The organism is Bacillus thuringiensis (assembly GCF_001595725.1).
Classification (GTDB): Bacteria; Bacillota; Bacilli; order Bacillales; family Bacillaceae_G; genus Bacillus_A; species Bacillus_A thuringiensis_K.
On sequence record NZ_CP014282.1, the window covers coordinates 5,166,590 to 5,188,652 of the forward strand.

The following is a 22,063-nucleotide window of genomic DNA, read 5'->3' on the forward strand; positions in this document are numbered from 1 at the left end:
ATATGCTCTGCTGTATACATTCGCTTTTATAAGAAATAATCCCTTTTTCTTACTATACCATTATTTATCTAAAAAAACAGAAAAAAGGAAACCACTTCGGTTTCCTCTCTCCCTTTATCCTACACTAACTACCTATAAAGAGCTGAGTATTGTAGGGTAATAAATGATCAGGGATACGTTTAAAATTTCACTTTATACTAATTCTCGTTGCTTCGTTTCCTGACCAAGTATTATTACAGCAAATACCCCAATTAAAATTGATCCACAGAAAATCGTAAATATTAATGATAGTGAAGCTTCTGAGGCAACTAAATACCCCACTAATAATGGTCCAAGAATACCACCAATACGACCAAATGCTGCTGCCATTCCTGCACCTGTACCACGAATAACCGTTGGATACTGCTCAGGTGTATAGGCATATAATGCTCCCCAAGCACCTAAATTAAAGAAGGATAGTAACATACCTGCAACGATTAATACTGTTAATGAATCCGCAACCCCAAACAAATAGGCACTGCAAGCTGTCCCGATTAAATACGTAACCAAAACAAATTTACGACCGAGACGTTCAATAAACCAAGCAGCGGTGAAATATCCTGGAAGTTGAGCTAATGTCATAATAAGTACATATTGGAAACTTTTTATTAAACTAAATCCTTTTAGCACCATTACACTCGGTAACCAAAGGAACATTCCATAATAGGAAAAGACAACACAAAACCATAGAATCCATAGCATAATTGTTGCTTTACGATATTCCCCAGACCAAACTGATTTTATATTTTCAATAACAGATGGCCTTTTTTCAACTTTTTGGAACCTTGGGGAATCCGGTAAATTCCATCTTAAATATAAAGCATATAGTGCTGGAACTGCACTCAATACCATCGCAACTTCCCAACCATATTTAGGAATAACAAAATACGAGATAAGAGCTGCAATTAGCCATCCACCTGCCCAAAAACTTTCTAATAACACAACAATTTTCCCACGTTCATGCGCTTCAACACTCTCTGATACTAGTGTAGAGGCAACCGGAAGCTCTCCGCCAAGCCCCATGCCAATTAAAAAGCGTAAAACGAGAAACATCGCGAGTGTCGTCGTTAATGCAGTTAAACCACTACCGATAGAAAATAATAATAATGTAATAATAAAGACTGATTTTCGTCCTATTTTATCTGATAGTATTCCAAAAATAAGCGCTCCTACTGCCATACCGATTGAGTTAATACTGCCTATCCAGCCCATTTCCTGGCTCGTTAATCCCCAATCCTTTTGCAAGGCTACCATTACAAATGAAAGCATTCCAACATCCATTGCATCAAATAGCCATCCAAGCCCAGCTATCCCAAGTAGTTTGCGCTTCGAAATTTCTTTTACCTTGCCCACTAGAAGTCCTCCTTACACAGGTGTCTTTACACATCATTTTACATGTGTGAATTGTATAAGTAAAATACTTTTGTGTAAAAAATTCTCCTTCATCATTCCCAAAAAGTAAAACGTCTATCCTGATTGGTGCGGGCTAATAATCAGTGGGGATGCCTCACTGATTAAAGTTTCAATTTATTAAAAATGAACAAATAAAAAAAGCAGCGATATTTCGCTACTTTTTCGAACGCATTACTTCTTTTAAAAATTCCGCTAATACTAACTGACGACGCCAGCGTGTTGGATTACTGCATAATCTATAAAACCACTCTAAATGAATCGCTTGAATCCATTTTGGTGCACGTTTTACCTCTCCAGCCCATACGTCTAAACTTCCACCCACTCCAACAGCCATTTTCGTTTCTAAACGATGCTTATTGTTTTGGATAAAGTTTTCTTGTCTCGGGAAACCAAGTGCAACAAGTAATAAATCTGGTTTTGCTTCTTGAATGCGAGAAATAATATTCTCTTCGTCTTCTTGTTTAAAATAACCATCTTGTATACCAGCAATGGATACAGCTGAATATGTCTTTGTTAAATGCTCTGCTGCAGCTTGCACAACATGCGGCTTTGCACCTAATAAGAAAACAGATACCGGTTTGCTATCTTCTGATAACTTCGCCAGTAAATTACACATTAAATCAAAACCTGCTACACGTTCTTTTAAAGGTGTACCAAGCATACCGCTTGCTTTTACAACACCAATGCCATCAGGTGTAATTAAATCTGTATTCAATAATGTTTGATAGAACTTTTCATCCTTTTTTGCACACATAACAATTTCAGGGTTTGCTGTTACTACCTGAAACGTATGAGTTCGCTCCGATTCTAGTTGTTCTTTTAAATATTGGACCGTTTCATCCATTGTCATTGTAGAAAAAGGAACGCCTAGAATATCAACTGTTTGTACTGCCATAGTTAACTATCCTCTCTATCATTACAAGTTTTTTGCTATTAATTGCTTATATGTTTCCTTTGTATCTTCATATAGTTTTTGAAGTGAGAAGTTCATAGTAGCATGCTCATAAATATGTTTACCCATTGCTGCTAACTCTCCAGTTTTCCACTTATCATACGCTTCTTCTAAAGCTAATGCCAATGCCTTTCCATCACCTGTCGGTACAATCCATCCGTAAGTTTCATCTACGATTAAGGGTTCAATTTCTCCAGCCCTAGTCACAATTGATGGTACGCGTTGATTTGCCGCTTCTAATAAAACTAGTGGGAACCCTTCACTATGGGAAGTTAATAAATTTACATGTGACGACGCAAATAATTGTTTTACATCTTGACGATGTCCTAAAAACTCTACTTTATCGTTAATCCCTTTTTCAGTAGCTAATGACTTTAGATTTTCTTCTAATGGGCCATCACCAACTAATAATACTTTAATTTTCTCTAATTTTGTTTGTTGTAACGCATCAAATAAAACTTCATGTCCTTTGACAGGATGTAATCGTGCTACTTGGATTGCCGTAAATACATCTTCATCAATATTGAACATTTCTTTTTTATTATAGCCTTCTGCTTTTTCCTTATCGTATTCAATTCCATTATAAATAACATGCATCTTTTCATTTGAAATACCTAATGCTGCCAGGCTTTTTTTCAATCTATTTGTTACAACGAAAAATAAGTCTATATTTTTTAAGGCTTTCAAATTTAATTTCGTAAAAATCCAACCTTTTAAGCCCTGTTTAGTAAAGTCTTGAAATGGATCACTATGAATAGTCGTTACCCATTTTGCCTTTATTCTCTTTTTCATTAAAGAAACATAGAAATTAGCCCTAGGGCCATGCGTATGAACTACATCAAATTTTTCTTTATTAATAAATTTACTTATATTCTTTAAAATGGATAAATCATAGCGCGATTTTTGTGAAAACACATGGACTTTTATCCCTAACTCCCTTGCTTCTTTCGCAACAATTCCATCTTCAAATACTGCTAATTCTACTTCACCAGTTGGAAACTGATCGAGAAGTGAAATAATATGTGTTTTCCCTCCCCCATCTTCTGCTCCTGCATTCATATGCAATATTCTCATATTTTTTCCTCCTTTAAATCCTCGCTACGTTTCCATCTATTTTTATTTTACTGTACTAAAAAATAAAAGCTAACAAAAGTTAGCTTTTATTTTTATCATTCAATTTCTAGGTCTACTATTAGATAAGCTAACACCACTACAAAGTAAATCCCAACTCCTGGTGCTGTTAAAATATGTCCTGCAATATAAGCAATACCTAACGCTAACAATAAGCTTGCTGAAATCATTCCATATTTTATATTAAATATGTCCTTAAATCTCGTAGCAAATGCTAGTAGAATTCTTAGCCCGTAATAAATAAATGGAATCATTAGTAATACAAAGCCAATAATCCCGAAATCATAAAACCAATCATGGAAGTCCATTTCAATTAGTTTTGGATCTGGCTGCTTTTGTTCATTGTATTTAAAGTTACCTGCATAACCCATGCCTAATAACTTTTGTGACACTGGTGCTTCTTTAAAGAACTGCTTATGTCTTTCTTCATATACTTGACGTCCACTGAAAATAAGATTTTCTTGATTTTCTTTCTTTTGCTCTTTCTCAAGCTCTTTCTTAACTTCCTCTTCTATCTTCGCCTTTTCTTCTGGCTTTTCAACTTTATGATGATTTTCTTCTTTTGCTTTAAGTTCTTGCTCTTTTTTCAGCTTCTCTTTAATTTCTTTTTCTTTTTGACCTTGCTGTGCCACATTTTGCTCTGATAAATAATTATTGTGAATACCCATATTTTGTGCTAATGGCGTTTGTTTAAACGTTCCAACTACACCAGCTAATAGGACAATAGCAATTACTGCATTAAGCGCAAGGGATTTTTTGTTCGGATTTTTTCTATCAAATAATAATTGTAGTAAAATAATCCCGATTGCTGCCGCTAACGTAGCACCAATTGAGCCCATCCCTACTTTTGTACCAACTTGAATTAGCGAATAAATCATTAAAAGTGATGGAATCCAATATAAAATGTGTTTCCAGCTCTTTGTTTTTTGAATAGAATATAGTACTACAATAGGGAAAATAATAGCTAAGATTGAACCTAGTTCATTCCCTGCATAGAACCAACCTCGAGAACCCACTTTCATCCATTCATAACTACCAAAGTCAGTAGATGTTGAAATAGAAATAACCATAATTGCGTTAATGATTAATGTAGAATATACAATACTATTTCGAACCTTATCACTAATATTAACTGTCTTTTTCAATGATTTTAAAGCTAAAATGTATGATCCCAGCATGATATATATATATAATGCTTTCGCAACGAATTTAACTTCTTCACTAAGTACAATAGGATCCTTAACTAATTTGTTATTAATAAATCCTACTCCTAAAACTCCGGCTAATAATATAAGATAAATTAAAAACTTTCTATTTTCCTTCTCTTTTGCCTGAATTAAAATGTAAATGCCACCAACAGCCATAATAAGGAATCTTACTAAAATTCCAACGGTAGCATTTGACTTTAATAAAGTGATGCTAAGAGACGTTAATAAATCTAAAACAGGCTGTAAAATAATAAAAAAGAGCAAAAAATGCTCAAATCTAACCCTAGCTTGATTTGCTAACATTCCAAGACCTCCATACAAAATCTTAACATTATCTTTTAATCATAATTTATTATCGTTAAAACACACCTAGCAATTATAACATAACTCATATTCAAATCGAGAACTATTTTTCCAGCTAAAACTAGCCAGGACAAGTATTAATCAATAATAGAAATTACTGTCCTTTAGCTATAATCCCCTATTTTTACAAAAGCTATCTAACAACCATCCCCTTATTTTTGTCAGTATATACATATTTATTTATCAATTTATACAAGCATAAATAAAGTGCCTATCACTGTAATATTTCACCAAATAGGTAACATCAAAAAATGTAAAGTTAATCTTTTCATACCTTTTTCAAAATACTTTATGTCTATTTTCCAAACATTTTCAAACGCTTTCTTTATGTATTTTATCCGTTTTTCTACATGTAGCGAAAAGTAATTGTTATTTCCAATACTTTAGTGTATATTTTTTCTCTGGAACATCTTTAAGAGGAAGGGATTAAGGCCATGTTATTAATCGATATATTTACGTTTCTTGGCATTATCGCCGCTGCCATTTCTGGTACATTAGTTGGTTTAAAAAAAGATTTAGATTTATTTGGTGTCCTTTGTTTAGCTGTAGCTACTGCGCTCGGCGGCGGTATTATTCGTGATATCATGATTGGTAACCTGCCCCCTGTCGCATTTGTAAAACCCATTTACTTTTTCGTAAGTGTATTATCAGCATTATTTACTTGTATGTTTTTTGAGCGTATCAATAAACTTCAAGTCGTTATTATGCTTTCTGATGCTGTTGGCTTAGGCGTTTTTACAGCTATTGGTGCAAATGCGGCAATGTCACATCATGTTGACGCCTCATTTCTAGTTGTTTCAATGGGAGTCATTACAGGTATTGGAGGCGGTATTTTGCGTGACATTTGCGCTCAAGATATCCCTTACGTATTCCGAAAAGAGATTTACGCAATCGCTTCTATCTTAGGAGCAATTAGCTTCCTAATCACACACGCTATGGGGGCGCACGTATTAGCTTTTTATGTTTGTTTATTAGTAACATTTGTTATTCGTGTCGTCACTGTAATATATAATGTGCATTTCCCTGTTTTCTTTAAAACACATGCTAAAATTAATAAAGGCCATTAAGAGAATTCTATCTAGAATTCTCTTAATTTATATACTATTCAACGAACTAATATAGAGTAATTGTATATAAGCATATATAATTACTCTATATTAGTTTTAAAATTGAAAACGCTTTATATACAGGGGAGGAAGAATGATGCTTGGGGTTTTCAAAAAAAGTATTAATAAAACAAATGCCAGTATAATCGAATTAAGTAAGGACCAACAAATAACTTTTAATGTCCCTACTAATTCTGAATTGAAAATTCAAATGGATATGCTACATATTTCAAAAGAAGATTTACAAGTTGTAAAAGTACTACAGCCTTTTATTTATGCAGAAATTGATTGGATTACTGAAAAATTCTATGCCAACATTACAAAACAACCTAATTTAATTACTATTATTGAACGTTACAGCTCTATTCCAAAACTAAAACAAACTTTAAAAACACATATTAAAGAATTATTCAGCGGCAATATGCATGAAGATTTTATTGAACAACGTGTTAGGATCGCCAAAAGACATGTACAAATTGGTTTACATCGAAAATGGTATACTGCTGCTTATCAAGAATTATTCCGCTCTATCATGAAGATTTTGCAAACAAAAATAACGACAATCGATGATTTTTCCTATTCTATAAATGTCATAAATAAATTATTCACTCTTGAACAAGAACTTGTTCTTGCAGCTTATGAATCTGAATATGAAAGAATGCAAAAAGAGCATGAAAAAGAAAAAGAACTAACTGCTATGACAATTACGCATATCGCAACAGAACTAGCTGCTGTATCTGAAAAAACAAGCTCTTCTATTCAAAAACTAACCGCCAAATCTGAAACTATTGTAGAGATCGCTAAAACAGGTACATCATTAGCTACAACATCTGAAGAAAAAGCGAATAAAGGGAAAGAACAATTAAACCAGCAGAATAAACGAATGGGATCTATTCAAATGAATATGGAAACGATTATTACAGATACTCATGAACTTCTTAATATTTCTAACAAAATTAATGAAATCATAGATATTGTTAAATCAATTGCGGAGCAAACAAATTTACTCGCACTAAACGCTGCTATCGAGTCTGCACGTGCTGGAGAATTTGGGAAGGGGTTTTCTGTTGTTGCTGGTGAAATCCGAAAATTATCAGAGCAAACGAAAGAATCTATATTTAACGTTACAAAGCTCGTCGAAAAAACAAATGAACAAATTACCCGTGTCTCGTCTTCCGTGAAACAAATTAGCTCTCTCGTATCGGAAGGAACGGATAGTATGTCGGCAACAGATCGATACTTCCAAGAAATCGTACAAGATATGTCTAACTCAAAAGAACAGAATAAGAAAATTGAACACGAACTACAAGCTATTTCACAAGTAATGAAAGGAATTCAAGATGACTCCTCACAAATGGCTCTAACAGCCGATAATTTGCAACTAGAACTAAATCGATAAGATAAAGTAAAACTTTAATCAGTGGGAGTTTTGTTCATTCCCCACTGATTATTAGCCCTCACCAATCAGGCTTTTACGAGCAGCAGGGTTCCCACCTAATTTCTTTGCTTTCGCTGAATTTTGAGATGGGGGTCTTACTGCCTAGAAAATAGCGGGATAAAATTCAGGTCAGGCATACTTTTCATCTACACTGACTACTAAATTTCATCTCCCATCAAAAAAGAATCCAGAATGGATTCTTTTTATTTTCTGAAAAATATTTTTTGACAATACACATAACTCATATAAATACCAAAGCTCTGCAAAATAAACAATGCTGGCATAATTACATTGTAATATGCCATATCTACTTGGAAGAGCTTTAACAATACGTAGCCACTAATGAAAAATAAGAACAACATATATCCCTCATTTTGTTGTTTCTTAATAAGGAAGTGTAATAGAGCTATAGTCATAAACAATATTACTGCTATATATATCAGTTTTTCACATTTGAAAAGAATAGAATTTATCCCCTCATCTGAAAACTGATTTATTATCGGTTCTAAAAGTTTAAATCTTTCTCCCTCAATCTCTTTTAACTTTTGATCAATATGCTCTGTTACACTTTGATTTTTTGATATTTTTTCCTCATGTTGGGTTTTTCCAATTAAAACAGATTGAACATACGTCTCATTTGCAATCGTATATTGTGACATCCCCATTGTTTTAATTCCATAATTCACACCAAAATGGGCACTATAAAATAGAATAAGTATCCCTATCATCTTTAGTAACACCTTTTGTTTCGTTGCTGATTGAAATACTTCGATTAATAATACATATACCGTGATAAAAATAGGAAGAAATAATCCCATTGGGAAAATCATATTACTAAATGCAAATAAAATTGCCGAAAACACCCACATATAAGGATGATCTAATCCTTTATATAAAAGTATGTAACAAGCAGAATAAAATAAAAATATTGCAAGTGACTCAGGAGTTAATACGGAACTCATGAATATATTTGGAATATACAGAGCATAAAATACGGAAGCAATACGACCGCATTCTTCTCCAAAAACCATTGCCGCAATACGATAAATAAAAAATGAGGTTCCTGCGCAAAATAACACATTAAATAGTTGTAAAGCGAATAATGTATCACCAAATATACGAATAATTATTGACTCATATATAATAAAAGGTAAATGAGTTACAGTCCCTATATTATTACCAATTGCAATCTGCTTTGCAGACTCATACATCACTTTCATATCACCAATTATTGGAGCATCTACAAATAACAGCATACTAAGCCTTACAACTATAGTTATACTTATAAGAAAAGTAAGAAATTGTTTATCTGTAAAACGATATTGTAGAATTGATGTCACTAGCAAAATGAGTATGACGAAAATTGCCAATATGATTGTTACACTTGTTGTACTTCCTCCAAAAAATTGCTTACTTGTCTCAAATGCTGCCCAACAACTATAAACAAAAAATGCGAGCATCGCACCGATCATAATTTTATTGAAGAAAGATGAAAAATTTGTTTGTATATGATTCATATGTCCATTGCACCTCTATTTCCATTCATAACAAAACGATTCTACCATGAATGGGTACACGGCTGATAGAGAATTTCTATGACAAATACATAGTCATTACTTTTTACTTGCAATGTAAGCGAATCCTCTTTTACACTACATTTTAGATAAAATAAATTTTCTTTCAGTTACATGAATACAAATACAGAAGTTTAAATAATCCTCTTTTGGAATACACTTTACTTCATTAAATATCTAATATGAGTAATCCACTTACACATATTATTCTGATTGAAAACAGACTATAGGGGCTGAATATATGGAAAAGAAATTCATGCGAGAATCTAAAGCAATTAAGACAACACGTGTTTTTCCTAACGATTTAAATAATCACCAAACACTTTTTGGAGGGAAATTATTAGCAGAAATTGATAGTATTGCTTCGATTGCGGCTGCAAGACATAGTCGTAAACATTGCGTAACAGCATCTATTGATTCAGTTGATTTTTTAACTCCAATTCACCAAGCTGATTCTGTTTGTTATGAAGCATTTGTATGTTATACAGGGAAATCTTCAATGGAAGTTTTCGTAAAAGTAATCGCAGAAAATTTATTAGCAGGCGAGCGTAGAATTGCCGCTACTTGCTTTATTACATTTGTGGCAATAAAAGATGGAAAACCTTCGTCCGTACCACAAGTACTCCCTGAAACTCAGGAAGAACATTGGTTACACACAACCGGTTTAGAACGCGCGGAAAACCGAAAAAAGGGACGTTTAAAAAGTAAAGAGATGGCTGAAGTTTTAACTTTAAGTAAGCCATGGAATATATAATACGCTACTCTCACTTCATACATGCACAGGTTTATTTCATCCTTGCATGTATTTTTTATTATAAAAAAATTCCAGCTCTTATCTTTTATTTACTGTTTGTCTCCTAAAATAACCCACCAGTTTTTCCTTTATTTTGCTATACTATTAATGGTATATTAGATAAGGTTCGTTTAAAAATAACTATAATATAATTAAGTATATAAGGGATGGTGCGATAATGTCTATTGAGGTACCAATTTCAATACCAAAAACGTTAATTATTATTCCTGCGTATAACGAGGAAGAAGCAATTGCAGATACATTAACAAGACTATTAAAACTAAAACAGCATTTTACAGAATTAAGCATTTGCGTTATTAATGATGGATCACATGATAAAACAGCTCAAATCGTAAATGATTTTCCTGTTCACCTTGTGAACTTACCATATAACCTAGGTATTGGCTCAGCTGTACAAACTGGTTATAAATACGCTTATGAAAATGGATATGATATTGCAATTCAGTTCGATGCTGATGGGCAACATAATCCTGATGACTTGTACAAAATTATAAAACCTATTGCTGAAGACCAATGCGATATGGTGCTAGGTTCACGTTTTACAGAGAAAACAGCTTATAAAGGTAGTATTTCCAGAAGAGTTGGTATTTTTTATTTTACTGCTCTACTGAAAGTACTAACAAAACAAACCTTTATGGATCCAACTTCTGGGTATCGTGCTATCAATCGAGAAGTAATTAAGATTTTTGCACATAATTATCCAAAAGATTATCCAGAACCAGAAGTCCTTATTCATTTAAAAAAGAAAAAATTACGCATTAATGAAATATCTGTAAATATGCAAGAGCGCCAAGGGGGACAATCTTCTATTACACCTCTTAAATCTGCATATTACATGATTAAAGTAAGCCTTGCTATATTGATGCAAAAAATTGTGAAAGGTTGATAATAAATGCCTATAATTACCTTTTCATTTATCTTCATTCTATTATTATTTTTATTAATTATTAATTCCATTCGTCGTGGAGCTTTAGAAACTAAATATGCCATTTTATGGATTTTTGTTTGTGTTTCAATGGCAATTTTAAGTTCTACTGAAAAAATTATAAATTGGATTGGACAACTATTACACGTAGAATATCCTCCATCTGTTTTATTTTTATTTGGACTATTATTCTGTTTCATCTTAATTTTTGACTTAACAAGAAAAATTTCTAAATTACATCATCAACTTGTAACATTAACGCAAGATTATGCGTTATTAAAGCAAAAATTAAAAGTAACACAAACTGAAACCGATAACGAATAGTTTTCTATTTAAATATTAATATATACAAAAAACATCTTAATTTTTTAAAAAAATTAAGATGTTTTTTATTGCAAATTATTTTTTTCTAATCAATAATTTATTAATTTTCATAATCGTTGCCACGGTCCCTACTCCAATTATAATAAATAAGAATGGTATTAACGGTAATGCATATCGTTCATATGCAACATAAAAACACGTTAAAGCTGTTTGCAGTAAAAGGATTAACCATAAAAATGTAGTCTCTCTCCACCTTTTTAAAAGGAAAATAAATGAAAGTACTGTACATATTAAAAACGTCGTCTTAATAAAATTATATATTTCATTCATATCCTTTGCAGAAACATTGAATACTTCAATATTATGCTCTATAGAATAATACGGTTTTTTCCAAAGAATTTCTGGTTTCAAGACTAAATAACTCTCTATCATAGAGCCCTTATTCGTTTTCCACCATTCTTTCATTTTATCAATGGCTATTTTTTCTTCTAACTCCATAAATTCATGCGCTTCAAGATTAGGGTACTTTGCATGTAATTCTATTTCAAGTTCCCCCATATCCTTACCTTCTGGGTAACCTTCCCCTTGATACGTTCCAAGTAATAACGGATTCCCTGCCCCTGCAGTTAGTGGGATAAATTTATCAAATTGAATGTAATTGCGGGCCCACCATGGTCCAAGTACGATAAGTCCTATTCCTATGCTTATAATCGCCTGCTTCATCATAACCCGGAATGGATAGCGTTTCATTAAAAGATACCCAAATAATAAGATTGGATATAAGGCAATTTGTACGCGGAGGTACAGTGCTAAAAAATAGAAAATTAATACAATCAGAAGATGTTTCGTTTTATGAGTATCAGCTAATTTTAAACTCCAATATACTAATCCTAATGAAAGGAGTAGAAACGGCCCTTCTGTTAAAGTTAAATTTTCCATAACAATCTCTGGAGGATACACAGCTAATAAGAAAGCACCTATTAATCCTGCAGCAGGATTCAATAAATAAGTACCAATCTTATAAGTTAGCAAAATACTAAGTACTCCTAATAGAATAATGATTAATTTGGCTATAAAAATACCTTCACTGCCATTTCCAAAAAAGTAAAATACAGCAGCTAATAAGGCTGGAAAACCCGGCATAATATGAATCGTTGGTTTATCTGGTTCATGGTATGTTAACATCCCTGTTTCCAATAAAATATTTGCCGTTTTTTGATAACCTATATCATCGCTAGCTATAGATAGATCTGCACCATGTGTTTGTAAAGTTGCAAAACGAAGTGCAAACCCGACAATCATAATAATCCCTAAAAGGACTATATTAGATTTGCGAGTAAATCGCCCTAACATCTCATCTTCTCCCTTCAGATACATAACCTTCAAAATTTTTTTCTATATTTTTACAACACAATACGTTCTATAATAAATACTTTTTATACAAAGTACAACAATAGAAAGTTGATTTACAAAGTTTATATGCGTTAAACTTATACAGATGTTCTTGTAATCTTCTTCCTTTCCAAAGGCTTGTATATATGATGCAAGACATAAAAAACTTGAGGAGATAAAAATTCTATGATGGAACAAAAGCAACTTGTTTCTGTTGTCATACCCCTGTATAACACGGAAAAATATATTGAAGAAACGATACAGTCAATACTAGATCAAACATATAAAAACATCGAAATTGTAATTGTAGATGATGGAAGTAAAGATCAGTCACCTTCTATCGTAAAAAACCTTGCTGAAAAATACCCAGGGCAAGTAAAATACGTTCATCAAAAAAACCAAGGTGTTTCGGTAGCCCGTAATACAGGTATCGAAAATGCTAGCGGAAAATATATCGCTTTCCTTGATAGTGATGACTTATGGCATCCAACTAAAATTGAGAAGCAAGTCAAAAGTATGCATAAAAACGAAATGGACGCGTGCTATTGTGGTTATATGAATTTCTACGAAGAAACAGGCGAGAAGGTTGAACATACAACAAACTTTATTAAAGGTGATATGGCAAAAGCATTCCTAACACATCAAGTTGTTGCTCAAACAAGTACTTGGATTTTCAAACGATCCATCGTAATGGATCATAACATTCGTTTTACACCAGGATGTAGTTGGGGCGAAGATTTAGAGTTTTTATTTAAACTTATGAGTGTGACAAATGTATGTTATGTCGATGAATACTTAACTTATTATAGAATTTTATCAGAAGGAAATCTTTCTTCTAAGTATAAAGATTATGAATTAAAAACGACAAAAGAGTTGGAAGTATTCAATCGTATGAAAGATTGGGTACATAATAAATCTCAAGATTTCATTACAAAAGACCCTCAGTCACTGATTGAGATTCTTGAGACTTATTTATTCCCTTATACAGTCATCAATAACGCTTGTATATATATTAAAGAAAACTCTCGATTAGATAAATCACAAGTTCAATTAATCAAAAAAGATATAAGGAAATATTGCCGTAAAATCTATTCAAAGAATGGAAAGCGTAGTAAAAAACTATATGCAATGCTTTGGTTTGTACGAATTAAATTTCTGTTTTCTTAAACTGAAAATATAACGATACTCTCTCTTTCTGTGAACAAATCAAATTTACAAATAGGACAAGCTAACCGGGTCCTAAAGAATAGAAAGGTCTTTTCTCATGAAAACAAATAAAATTCTAAAAAACGCATCCTACCTGTTTGTGGGAAACATTACTGTACGTTTTGTACTGGCTATTGCAACAATTTTCTTTGCAAGATATGTTTCTCCAAGTGATTACGGTATGTTTACAACTGCGTTAGCAGTTTCAGCTGTTATTTGTTACTTTACAGATGCAGGTTTGACACATACCTTTATGCGTGAAGGAACGAGAAGCGATGCCAATATTAGCGTGCTAATAAGTAGTTATTTACGTATTCGTTTAATATTAGCTATCGTAATTTCTGTACTTTTCGCTATTTTTGCCCAGTTCTTCTATCCCGATGCTTACTTACGTGCGATGGTATATTGGGTTGTTCTACCAACAATGTTCGGAGCAACCTTACAAGGTGTTGGAATGGCTTACTTCCAAGTAACAGAACGCATGCAATTTACAGCTATTATTTCTGTGCTACAAGGTGTAACAGCTGCTGCTGCCCTATTACTAGGGATGTCTTTCCAATGGTCACTTATGATGGTTGCTGCTATGTACGGGGTATCTAGTCTTGTAACAGGTGTTATCGCCTTTATAATGACAATACGTTATACACAAGTTCATAAGGGTTGGGATAAAGGCATTTTAGATCAATTACTTATTTTCACAATCAACGGAATCATCATTATGCTCTTACCACAATTGGGCCCTATTATATTAGAAAAGGTTTCAACATATAATCAAGTTGGATTCTTTGGTGCTGCATCTAAAATACCTGCTGTACTATATCAAATACCTGGAGTAATTGCAGCTGCCTTTTATCCAAGGCTTTTTGCTTTTGGTAATGAGAAAAATATTGAAGAACATAGAAAATTATCAAGTTTTGAATTAAAACTTATGTCTTTTTTAGGAATGGGAATTTCTATCCCCTTTATTGCTGATCCAAGTTTCTGGATTGTTAGTTTATTAGGAGAAGAATACGCTCCCGCTGGTAACGCTCTTGCTATTCTAGCGTTTATGGTTATTTTACAATCAATTAACTATCCACTAGCCGATAATTTAACAACGATTGGCCAGCAATGGAAACGTGCAACAACAATGACTATTGGATTAGTTGTTGCCATCATAGGTTATATTGTATTAGGTAGTAAATATGGAATGATGGGGGCAGCTGCCGCAGCTATCCTTACCGAAATTACACTATTAATCGGATTTACCCTCTTTATTCGTAAAGGCATGCAATTATTAGTTAAAGGAATTATATTTAATTCCTTAGCCTTTATTATTAGTTACGGTATATACCGAATTGCATTAATCGACTTACCACCATTAGTTTCTTTAACTCTTACTGGTATACTATACGGTATGATCGGAATTGTAATTGACCCTCAAATACGTGGATTTGTTTTAGGGTTTATAAAACAAAAGTTCATTCGCAAACACACTTAAAAGCAAAAAGCTTTTCCATTTTTAAATAGGAAAAGCTTTTTGCTTTTTTTATATACTATCATTTTTCTTCAGTAAAAAAATGCTATATATTCCAGCTCAAATTGACTTACTTTCTGAGAATGCCTTATACTAAATTACATGTAAACTATGAACTCCAACGCTTGTAAAAATATATATGCTTCAACAAAAATATATATTTTCTCATGTTAAAACTAAAGAACACACCTTTAAAAATTGGTGTGTTTTTATATGCTACCTAAAAACTAGTTGTTACATGTAACGACTTTCAAAGGAGGATTATCAATTTTTATGAGCATAAAGCCGAATAATAAATTCTTTTCCAAGAAAACAATGATAATTATGCCAATATTATTATTGTGCGCTTTTGCTTTTCATTATTTCTTTTTAACATCTAATCAAGCCTTTTCTGGTACAGGGGATGCGTTACGTCAATTTGGCTTCTTTACGTTTCTTCTACAACATGCCTTTAAAGATGGCAACCTTTTTTGGTCCTTTGATTATGGGTTAGGTGGAGATTTATTTGGAGAGTTTAGTTATTATTACAGCACATCACCATTTTTCTGGATTACACTGTTACTACCTAAACTAAGTCTTGAGCAAGTATATGACGTGAAATTATACATGAGTATTTTAAAAAACTTTTTAGCTATGGTATTCATGTATGGTTCTTTACGTTACCATAATAAAACAGCATTCTCATCTTTTGTTGCTGCTATTATATATGGTGGCTGTGTTACTTTCATCCGCCACTCTTTACTATGGGATTTCATGGCTGATGCTATTGTATTTTTACCATTAGTAATATGGGGGCTTGATAAATATATTATCGAAAAGAAGCGCGGACTTTTCCTAATTGCTGCCACTTTAATGTTAGCATCAAACTTTTATTTTGCTTTTATCACAAGTATTTTCATATTCATTTATGCATTATTCCAATACTTTGCGACACAACAAAATAAAACGATTGTCTCTTTTCTAACTTATTATATTAGAATCGGTTTATTGTATGGATTATCACTCGGTTTAGCCGCCGTTTGCTTCCTCCCATCAGTTAATGCCGTATTTAGCGCTGATCGATTATCAAAAAAGTTTGAGATACCATTATTATTTGAAGATAAATTTTATAAAGATTTAATGGAAAATATTTTCTTCATGTATAATGCTGAAAATCATCAATTAGCTTTACCAGCTTTAATTTTATTCTTAATCGTATTTGGAATGTTTATACGTGATAAACTCATTAAAAATAAAGTATTCTTTACGTTATTCATGTTTATTCTGTTTATGCTTCCATATACATATTCTGTGTTTAATGGTTTTTCAGCAATGCAATCTAGATGGTTTTATTTATTTGTATTTGTAATTTCCCAAACAATTGCATACATTCTAGATTGGATGATTATTCATAAGAAAGACTACAAATTACCTTATTTAATAAGTTTATTAGTGTCTATTGGATTATTCATTTATGCATTTTATAGAAAAATAAATATAAATGTAACTGATAAACCTTTACAAGACGTTGATAACATTTTACTCGGAACTGTCGTTCTTTCTGTTATTACAGTATGTCTATGGCGTTATATTTCTAAACCCTTCATACAATTTTTAGTTGTATTGAACGTACTCGTTAGCACAATTTCTATGAATTATATGTATGCGAATAATATACTTAGCACCGTTTACGGACAGAGTCAAATTTCAACTGAAAAGTTACACGAACCAGGCTATGATAATAGCGAAGAAATTGCTGCAATTCGCTACATACAAGAAAATGATAAAGACTTTTATCGTATTCTTAATCCATATAGCGAATATAACACACCAATGCTACAAGGATATCATGGCGTAAGTACGTATCAAAGCTTGGTTAATTATTATGTCCATGACTTTATGAAAAATAAATATGGCGTATTCCAAATGTACGATACACCTTCAATGTTTTATCAAACTGACAGTCGACTACTACTTGAAAATATGCTTGGTATAAAATATCGCGTATTAAGTGCTGATACAGATCCAAAGAATGTACCTTATGGATATAAACTATTACAGCAAGTAGGACCATATAATATTTACAAAAATGACTATTCCTTACCGTTAGGATATGTATATGATTCGGCTATAAGTGAAGAAGAGTTTTCTAAATTAAACTTCGCTCAGCGTGATCAATTATTATTACATGCTATTGTCGTTAATAATACAAAAGAATTTTCATTAAATCATTTTAATAAACAAGACCTTAAATCAAAGGCAGTATCTATTAAAACGGAAAAAGCAAAATTCGAAAACATGGAAAAAGAAGGAAAAAAACTAATTGTTCATGGCTTTGGAAATATGATTGTACCTATCAATTATCCTAATACGCCTGGTGATCTACTGATAGAATTAAAATTGAAAAATACAGGTACATTCAATGCAACTGTTAATGGAAAAACAATAGGAAAAGGTGACGATGCTGGTGCATACTCGTATCCGTTAGAAAGATTTGTTTACAATTTAGGCAATGATCGTCCAGAAAACCTAACTATCTCTATTGATATGGCAGGTGAGTATGAATTAGGTGACTTACAAGCAAATATCGTAAACTATGAAAGTGTACAAAAAGAAACAAAAAAATTAACTGAAAATAGGCTTGAAAATATTTATTATAAGAACAATTATTTAAAAGGGGATATCAACTCAAATAAAGACGGGCTCCTATATTTATCTGTTCCATATAGTAAAGGTTGGACTATAAAAGTTGATGGAAAAGAAAAAGAATTTACGAAAGCAAATTCTGCCTTTATCGGTGTTCCCATTACAAAAGGCTCACATGTAATCGAAATGACTTACGTTACACCTTACTTCAAATTAGGTATGATTATATCAATCATCTCACTAATTATTTGTGTAGCTTTACTAATTTTCACAAATCCAAAAACACGACGGAAATTTTCTTTTAAAAAGCAATAATGAGCAATCAATGAATCATGAAGCTATCAAATTGGATAGCTTCATATAAAAACGCATAACATTGTTTTAACCTACTACAAACAAGGAGTGTCAAAAATGACTCTTTCAATCGTTGTACCATGCTACAATGAAGAAAAGGTGCTTCGAGCCTTTTATTCAGAGACTTCTCTTGAAATTCATAAATTAACTACCGATTATGAATTTGTTTTTGTTAATGATGGTAGTAAAGATGATACATTAAATATTTTACGTGATTTAGCTAGTTCAGATTCATCGGTACATTATATATCATTTAGTCGAAACTTCGGAAAAGAAGCAGCAATGTTAGCAGGTTTAAAATATGCTACAGGCGATGCAATTGTTATTATGGATGCTGACTTACAACACCCTCCTACGTTAATAAAAGAACTGTTAGAAGGATATAACGAAGGCTACGACCAAGTCATTGCAAAAAGGACAAGAACTGGTGATTCACCCGTTCGCTCTTTCATCTCTCGTCTTTACTATAAGGTAATGAATAAGTTTGTAGATATTGAATTAGTAGATGGTATTGGTGACTTTAGACTTTTAAGTCGAAGAGCAGTGGATTCTTTAGTGTCTTTAAGTGAATACAACAGATTTTCAAAGGGTTTATTCTCTTGGATCGGTTATAACGAATTAATCATTGAATATGAAAATGTATTACGTTCTGAAGGAGAAAGTAAATGGACCTTCTCAAAATTATTAAATTACGGAATTGATGGTGTAATTTCATTCAATAATAAACCGTTACGTCTATCTATATATCTTGGATTACTAACAACCATTTTAGGACTTTTATACGTAATCACTACGTTCGTTCAAATCATCCTTGGTGGTGTGGAAGTTCCTGGTTATTTTACTCTCATTTCCGCTATACTATTTATTGGTGGCATTCAACTCATATTCCTCGGTGTTATTGGTGAATATATTGGTCGTATTTATTATGAAACAAAACGTAGACCGCATTTTATTGTAGCTGAAAAGAAAGTTAGTGAAGTTAAACAAAAGGCATAACCAAAAAGTTACTTCTGTAGGTAGAAGTAACTTTTTTATATACTAACATTTACAAACACTTCTTTTGAAAAAATATACATTTTGAAATGATGGCATTATATGAAAGAATTTAGTATCATGATTCAAGGTACTATTTCAAGTTGGACGGAGGATACTATGAGCTTATTAACAGTTGAAAAATTAGGACATACATTTGGCGATCGTACATTATTTAAAGATGTATCTATGCGATTATTAGCAGGTGAGCACGTTGGATTAGTTGGTGCAAACGGTGTTGGTAAATCAACATTCATGAATATCATTACTGGTCAGCTTATTCATGACCAAGGTCGTGTAGAATGGACACCGGGCACACATTACGGCTACTTAGATCAGCATACTGTTTTAACACCTGGGCGTACAATCCGTGACGTACTAGCGGATGCATTTTTACCGTTATTCGAAAAGGAAAAAGCTTTAAATGAAGTTACAGAAAAAATGGGAACTGCTACACCAGAAGAACTAGAAGAACTTCTTGAGCAAATGGCAGAAATACAAGATGCACTTGAAGCAGGTGGTTTCTACTTACTAGATATGAAAATTGAAGAGGCTGCACGTGGTCTTGGAATTGATGCAATTGGTTTAGATCGTGATGTTTCAGCACTAAGTGGTGGACAACGTACAAAGGTATTGCTTGCAAAGCTATTACTTGAACAGCCAGAAGTGTTATTGCTTGATGAACCTACTAACTATTTAGACGTTGAACATATTCATTGGTTAACAAATTATTTAAAAGAATACCCACATGCATTCTTATTGATTTCTCATGATACGGAATTTATGAACAAATGTGTTGATGTTATTTTCCATCTAGAATTCACAAAAATGACACGCTATACAGCGACATATGAAAAATTCCTAGAACTAGCAGAAATCAATAAAAATCAACATATAAACGCTTATGAAAAGCAGCGTGAGTTTATCAAAAAACAAGAAGACTTCATTGCAAAGAACAAGGCTCGTTATTCAACGACAGGTCGTGCAAAGAGTCGTCAAAAACAACTTGATCGCATGGAACTTATTGATCGCCCAGAAACAGCGATTAAACCTGAATTCTCATTTAAAGAAAGTCGCGCAAGTAGCCGCTTCGTCTTTGAAGGTGAAAATGTAGAAATCGGATATACGCATCCTCTACTACCAAAGCTATCAATGACGATTGAACGTGGTGAAAAAATTGCTATTGTTGGATGTAACGGTGTTGGTAAATCAACGTTACTAAAAACAATCTTAGGTAAAATTAAACCTTTAAGCGGTAAAACAAGCCTTGGTGACTTCTTAGAGCCTGCATACTTTGAACAGGAAGTTAAAGCTGATAATATAACACCAATTGATGATGTATGGAATACATTCCCTGGTTTAGACCAGCATCAAATTCGTGCAATGTTAGCAAAATGCGGATTAAAAAATGAACATATTTCTCGTCCATTAAGTCAATTAAGTGGTGGAGAACAAGCAAAAGTTCGTTTATGTAAGCTAATGGGTGAGGAAAGTAACTGGCTATTATTTGATGAGCCGACAAACCATCTTGATGTTACAGCAAAAGCGGAACTTAAGAAGGCTATGAAAGCATATAAAGGAACAATTCTCCTTGTATGTCACGAACCGGACTTCTATGAAGATTGGATCACAAAAGTTTGGGATGTTGAAGAATGGTCTCAAAACAGTAAGTAGTCTTTAAGAAAAAACTCCTTGTGTAGACAAGGAGTTTTTTACTTATTTTTATTAAGAATTTTTTATATTGTAGTATCCTATAAGGCGTAATTGAAATTCTTTTAATTCCGGATACGCCTCTAAGTTTGCTAACATACCTCTAATTACCGGAATTCTTGGATTAAGCAATCGTATTTCAGCCTCTAAAACATCTAACGTTACTAACAACTCATCATCCTCTAATTGATCAGCTAAATTACGCTTAAATACAATAATTTCTTTTAAAAAATGCTCTTTAACTTGTTCCTTAATGAGCTCGGATTTACAAAGAAATTCTCCAAGCTTTTCTTCATGTAAAATAGGTTCTTCCGAAGATTCTACTAAGCCATCTACTAAATGATCTACTCTTTTTAAAATAAAAGCAGCGACATACGATAAATCGATTTCTGGTGCTTGTAAAATAATTAATTCTAAATACCCACGGCATATGCCTTCTACCATAATTACTAAATCCAATAAATATGGCATAACCTTTTCACCATAAATGGACAATAAACTATTCCGATAAAATGCATGAGACTCTAACTTCATCCGCATCATAAATTCTTCCACTTCTTTATTAAACGGAATTGCATTTTCTCTCGCATGCATAATAATAAATTCTTTATGCTTTTGTATATCATTAAACTGACAATGTAATTGTTTTGCAAATTTTTCACGTGGTAATAAAGACTCTTGTTCAATATCCAGCATTTTCTTTTGGATTTTGTCATAATAATATCGAAGTGTCGCTAATAAAAGCTCATCTTTCGATTTAAAATATAAGTAAAAAGCTCCCTTAGATATACCACTAGCTGTCACAATTTCCTGCACTGATGTCGCATTTACACCCTTAGTAGCAAATAACTTCATAGCCGATTCTATAATTAAACGCTCTTTTTCTTTCATATCTTCTCTCCTAAATTTAATCTCGCATCTTATTATAAATGTATTATACC

At 32.6% G+C, this 22,063-nt stretch carries 17 protein-coding genes and 1 pseudogene; 11 read left to right on the plus strand and 7 right to left on the minus strand.

The annotated features are described in order from the left end of the window. Positions 1-192: 192 nt before the first annotated feature. From AXW78_RS26020 to AXW78_RS26035, 4 genes are all read right to left on the minus strand, one after another. Positions 193-1,392, minus strand: coding sequence for an MFS transporter (locus tag AXW78_RS26020; RefSeq protein WP_000521103.1), 1,200 nt, complete (start codon positions 1,390-1,392; stop codon positions 193-195). 214 nt (positions 1,393-1,606) lie between these two features. Continuing rightward, the gene (locus tag AXW78_RS26025; RefSeq protein WP_000290757.1) at positions 1,607-2,347 is read right to left on the minus strand and encodes a WecB/TagA/CpsF family glycosyltransferase; all 741 of its coding nucleotides are present in this window, start codon (positions 2,345-2,347) and stop codon (positions 1,607-1,609) included. 21 nt (positions 2,348-2,368) lie between these two features. Next, entirely contained in the window at positions 2,369-3,478 is a 1,110-nt protein-coding gene (locus AXW78_RS26030; RefSeq protein WP_001221237.1) for a glycosyltransferase family 4 protein, read from the minus strand. Between the two features lie 95 nt (positions 3,479-3,573). Then, positions 3,574-5,046, minus strand: a complete 1,473-nt coding sequence (locus AXW78_RS26035; protein ID WP_000880762.1) for an O-antigen ligase family protein — start codon at positions 5,044-5,046, stop codon at positions 3,574-3,576. 494 nt (positions 5,047-5,540) lie between these two features. Between AXW78_RS26035 and AXW78_RS26040 the strand changes: the two genes are divergently transcribed. The 3 genes and pseudogenes from AXW78_RS26040 (at position 5,541) to AXW78_RS35770 (ending at position 7,611) form a co-directional block, all read left to right on the plus strand. Then, positions 5,541-6,173 carry a trimeric intracellular cation channel family protein gene (locus AXW78_RS26040; RefSeq protein ID WP_000924371.1) on the plus strand — a complete coding sequence of 211 codons (633 nt, stop codon included), beginning with the start codon at positions 5,541-5,543 and terminating at the stop codon, positions 6,171-6,173. Positions 6,174-6,429: 256 nt separating this feature from the next. Next, positions 6,430-6,807: pseudogene (locus AXW78_RS35765) on the plus strand (protoglobin family protein); the annotation flags it as partial. Further along, positions 6,805-7,611, plus strand: coding sequence for a methyl-accepting chemotaxis protein (locus AXW78_RS35770; protein WP_431521029.1), 807 nt, complete (start codon positions 6,805-6,807; stop codon positions 7,609-7,611). The pseudogene AXW78_RS35765 and the gene AXW78_RS35770, both read left to right, overlap by 3 nt. A 242-nt stretch (positions 7,612-7,853) precedes the next feature. Here AXW78_RS35770 and AXW78_RS26050 read toward each other — a convergent pair whose 3' ends face one another. After that, the gene (locus tag AXW78_RS26050) at positions 7,854-9,167 is read right to left on the minus strand and encodes an ArnT family glycosyltransferase (protein WP_061884812.1); all 1,314 of its coding nucleotides are present in this window, start codon (positions 9,165-9,167) and stop codon (positions 7,854-7,856) included. A gap of 298 nt (positions 9,168-9,465) precedes the next feature. Between AXW78_RS26050 and AXW78_RS26055 the strand changes: the two genes are divergently transcribed. The 3 genes from AXW78_RS26055 to AXW78_RS26065 all read left to right on the plus strand — a co-directional run bounded on the left by AXW78_RS26055 (position 9,466) and on the right by AXW78_RS26065 (position 11,287). Then, positions 9,466-9,978, plus strand: coding sequence for an acyl-CoA thioesterase (locus tag AXW78_RS26055; protein WP_000412126.1), 513 nt, complete (start codon positions 9,466-9,468; stop codon positions 9,976-9,978). A gap of 217 nt (positions 9,979-10,195) precedes the next feature. Next, positions 10,196-10,924: a glycosyltransferase family 2 protein gene (locus tag AXW78_RS26060; protein WP_000021478.1), complete on the plus strand. Its 729-nt coding sequence runs from the start codon at positions 10,196-10,198 to the stop codon at positions 10,922-10,924. 6 nt (positions 10,925-10,930) lie between these two features. Further along, positions 10,931-11,287: a DUF2304 domain-containing protein gene (locus AXW78_RS26065; protein WP_001121769.1), complete on the plus strand. Its 357-nt coding sequence runs from the start codon at positions 10,931-10,933 to the stop codon at positions 11,285-11,287. Positions 11,288-11,362: 75 nt separating this feature from the next. Here the strand turns inward: AXW78_RS26065 and AXW78_RS26070 are convergent, their stop codons facing one another. Next, the gene (locus AXW78_RS26070; protein ID WP_061884813.1) at positions 11,363-12,640 is read right to left on the minus strand and encodes a glycosyltransferase family 39 protein; all 1,278 of its coding nucleotides are present in this window, start codon (positions 12,638-12,640) and stop codon (positions 11,363-11,365) included. Positions 12,641-12,865: 225 nt separating this feature from the next. On the opposite strand from AXW78_RS26070, the gene AXW78_RS26075 reads away from it, so the two are divergent. From AXW78_RS26075 to AXW78_RS26095, 5 genes are all read left to right on the plus strand, one after another. Next, positions 12,866-13,846: a glycosyltransferase family 2 protein gene (locus tag AXW78_RS26075; protein ID WP_061884814.1), complete on the plus strand. Its 981-nt coding sequence runs from the start codon at positions 12,866-12,868 to the stop codon at positions 13,844-13,846. Positions 13,847-13,943: 97 nt separating this feature from the next. Continuing rightward, positions 13,944-15,365: an oligosaccharide flippase family protein gene (locus AXW78_RS26080; protein ID WP_061884815.1), complete on the plus strand. Its 1,422-nt coding sequence runs from the start codon at positions 13,944-13,946 to the stop codon at positions 15,363-15,365. A gap of 309 nt (positions 15,366-15,674) precedes the next feature. Further along, complete coding sequence (locus AXW78_RS26085; protein WP_061884816.1) at positions 15,675-18,341, plus strand: YfhO family protein; 2,667 nt, start codon at positions 15,675-15,677, stop codon at positions 18,339-18,341. Positions 18,342-18,437: 96 nt separating this feature from the next. Next, a complete protein-coding gene (locus tag AXW78_RS26090; RefSeq protein ID WP_000175830.1) occupies positions 18,438-19,376 on the plus strand; it encodes a glycosyltransferase family 2 protein in 939 nt (312 codons plus the stop codon). A 156-nt stretch (positions 19,377-19,532) separates the two neighbouring features. After that, on the plus strand, positions 19,533-21,086 hold the full coding sequence (locus tag AXW78_RS26095) for an ABC-F family ATP-binding cassette domain-containing protein (RefSeq protein ID WP_000055410.1): 1,554 nt from the start codon (positions 19,533-19,535) through the stop codon (positions 21,084-21,086). Positions 21,087-21,137: 51 nt separating this feature from the next. Here the strand turns inward: AXW78_RS26095 and AXW78_RS26100 are convergent, their stop codons facing one another. Next, on the minus strand, positions 21,138-22,013 hold the full coding sequence (locus tag AXW78_RS26100; protein ID WP_000659647.1) for a TetR/AcrR family transcriptional regulator: 876 nt from the start codon (positions 22,011-22,013) through the stop codon (positions 21,138-21,140). Positions 22,014-22,063: the final 50 nt, after the last annotated feature.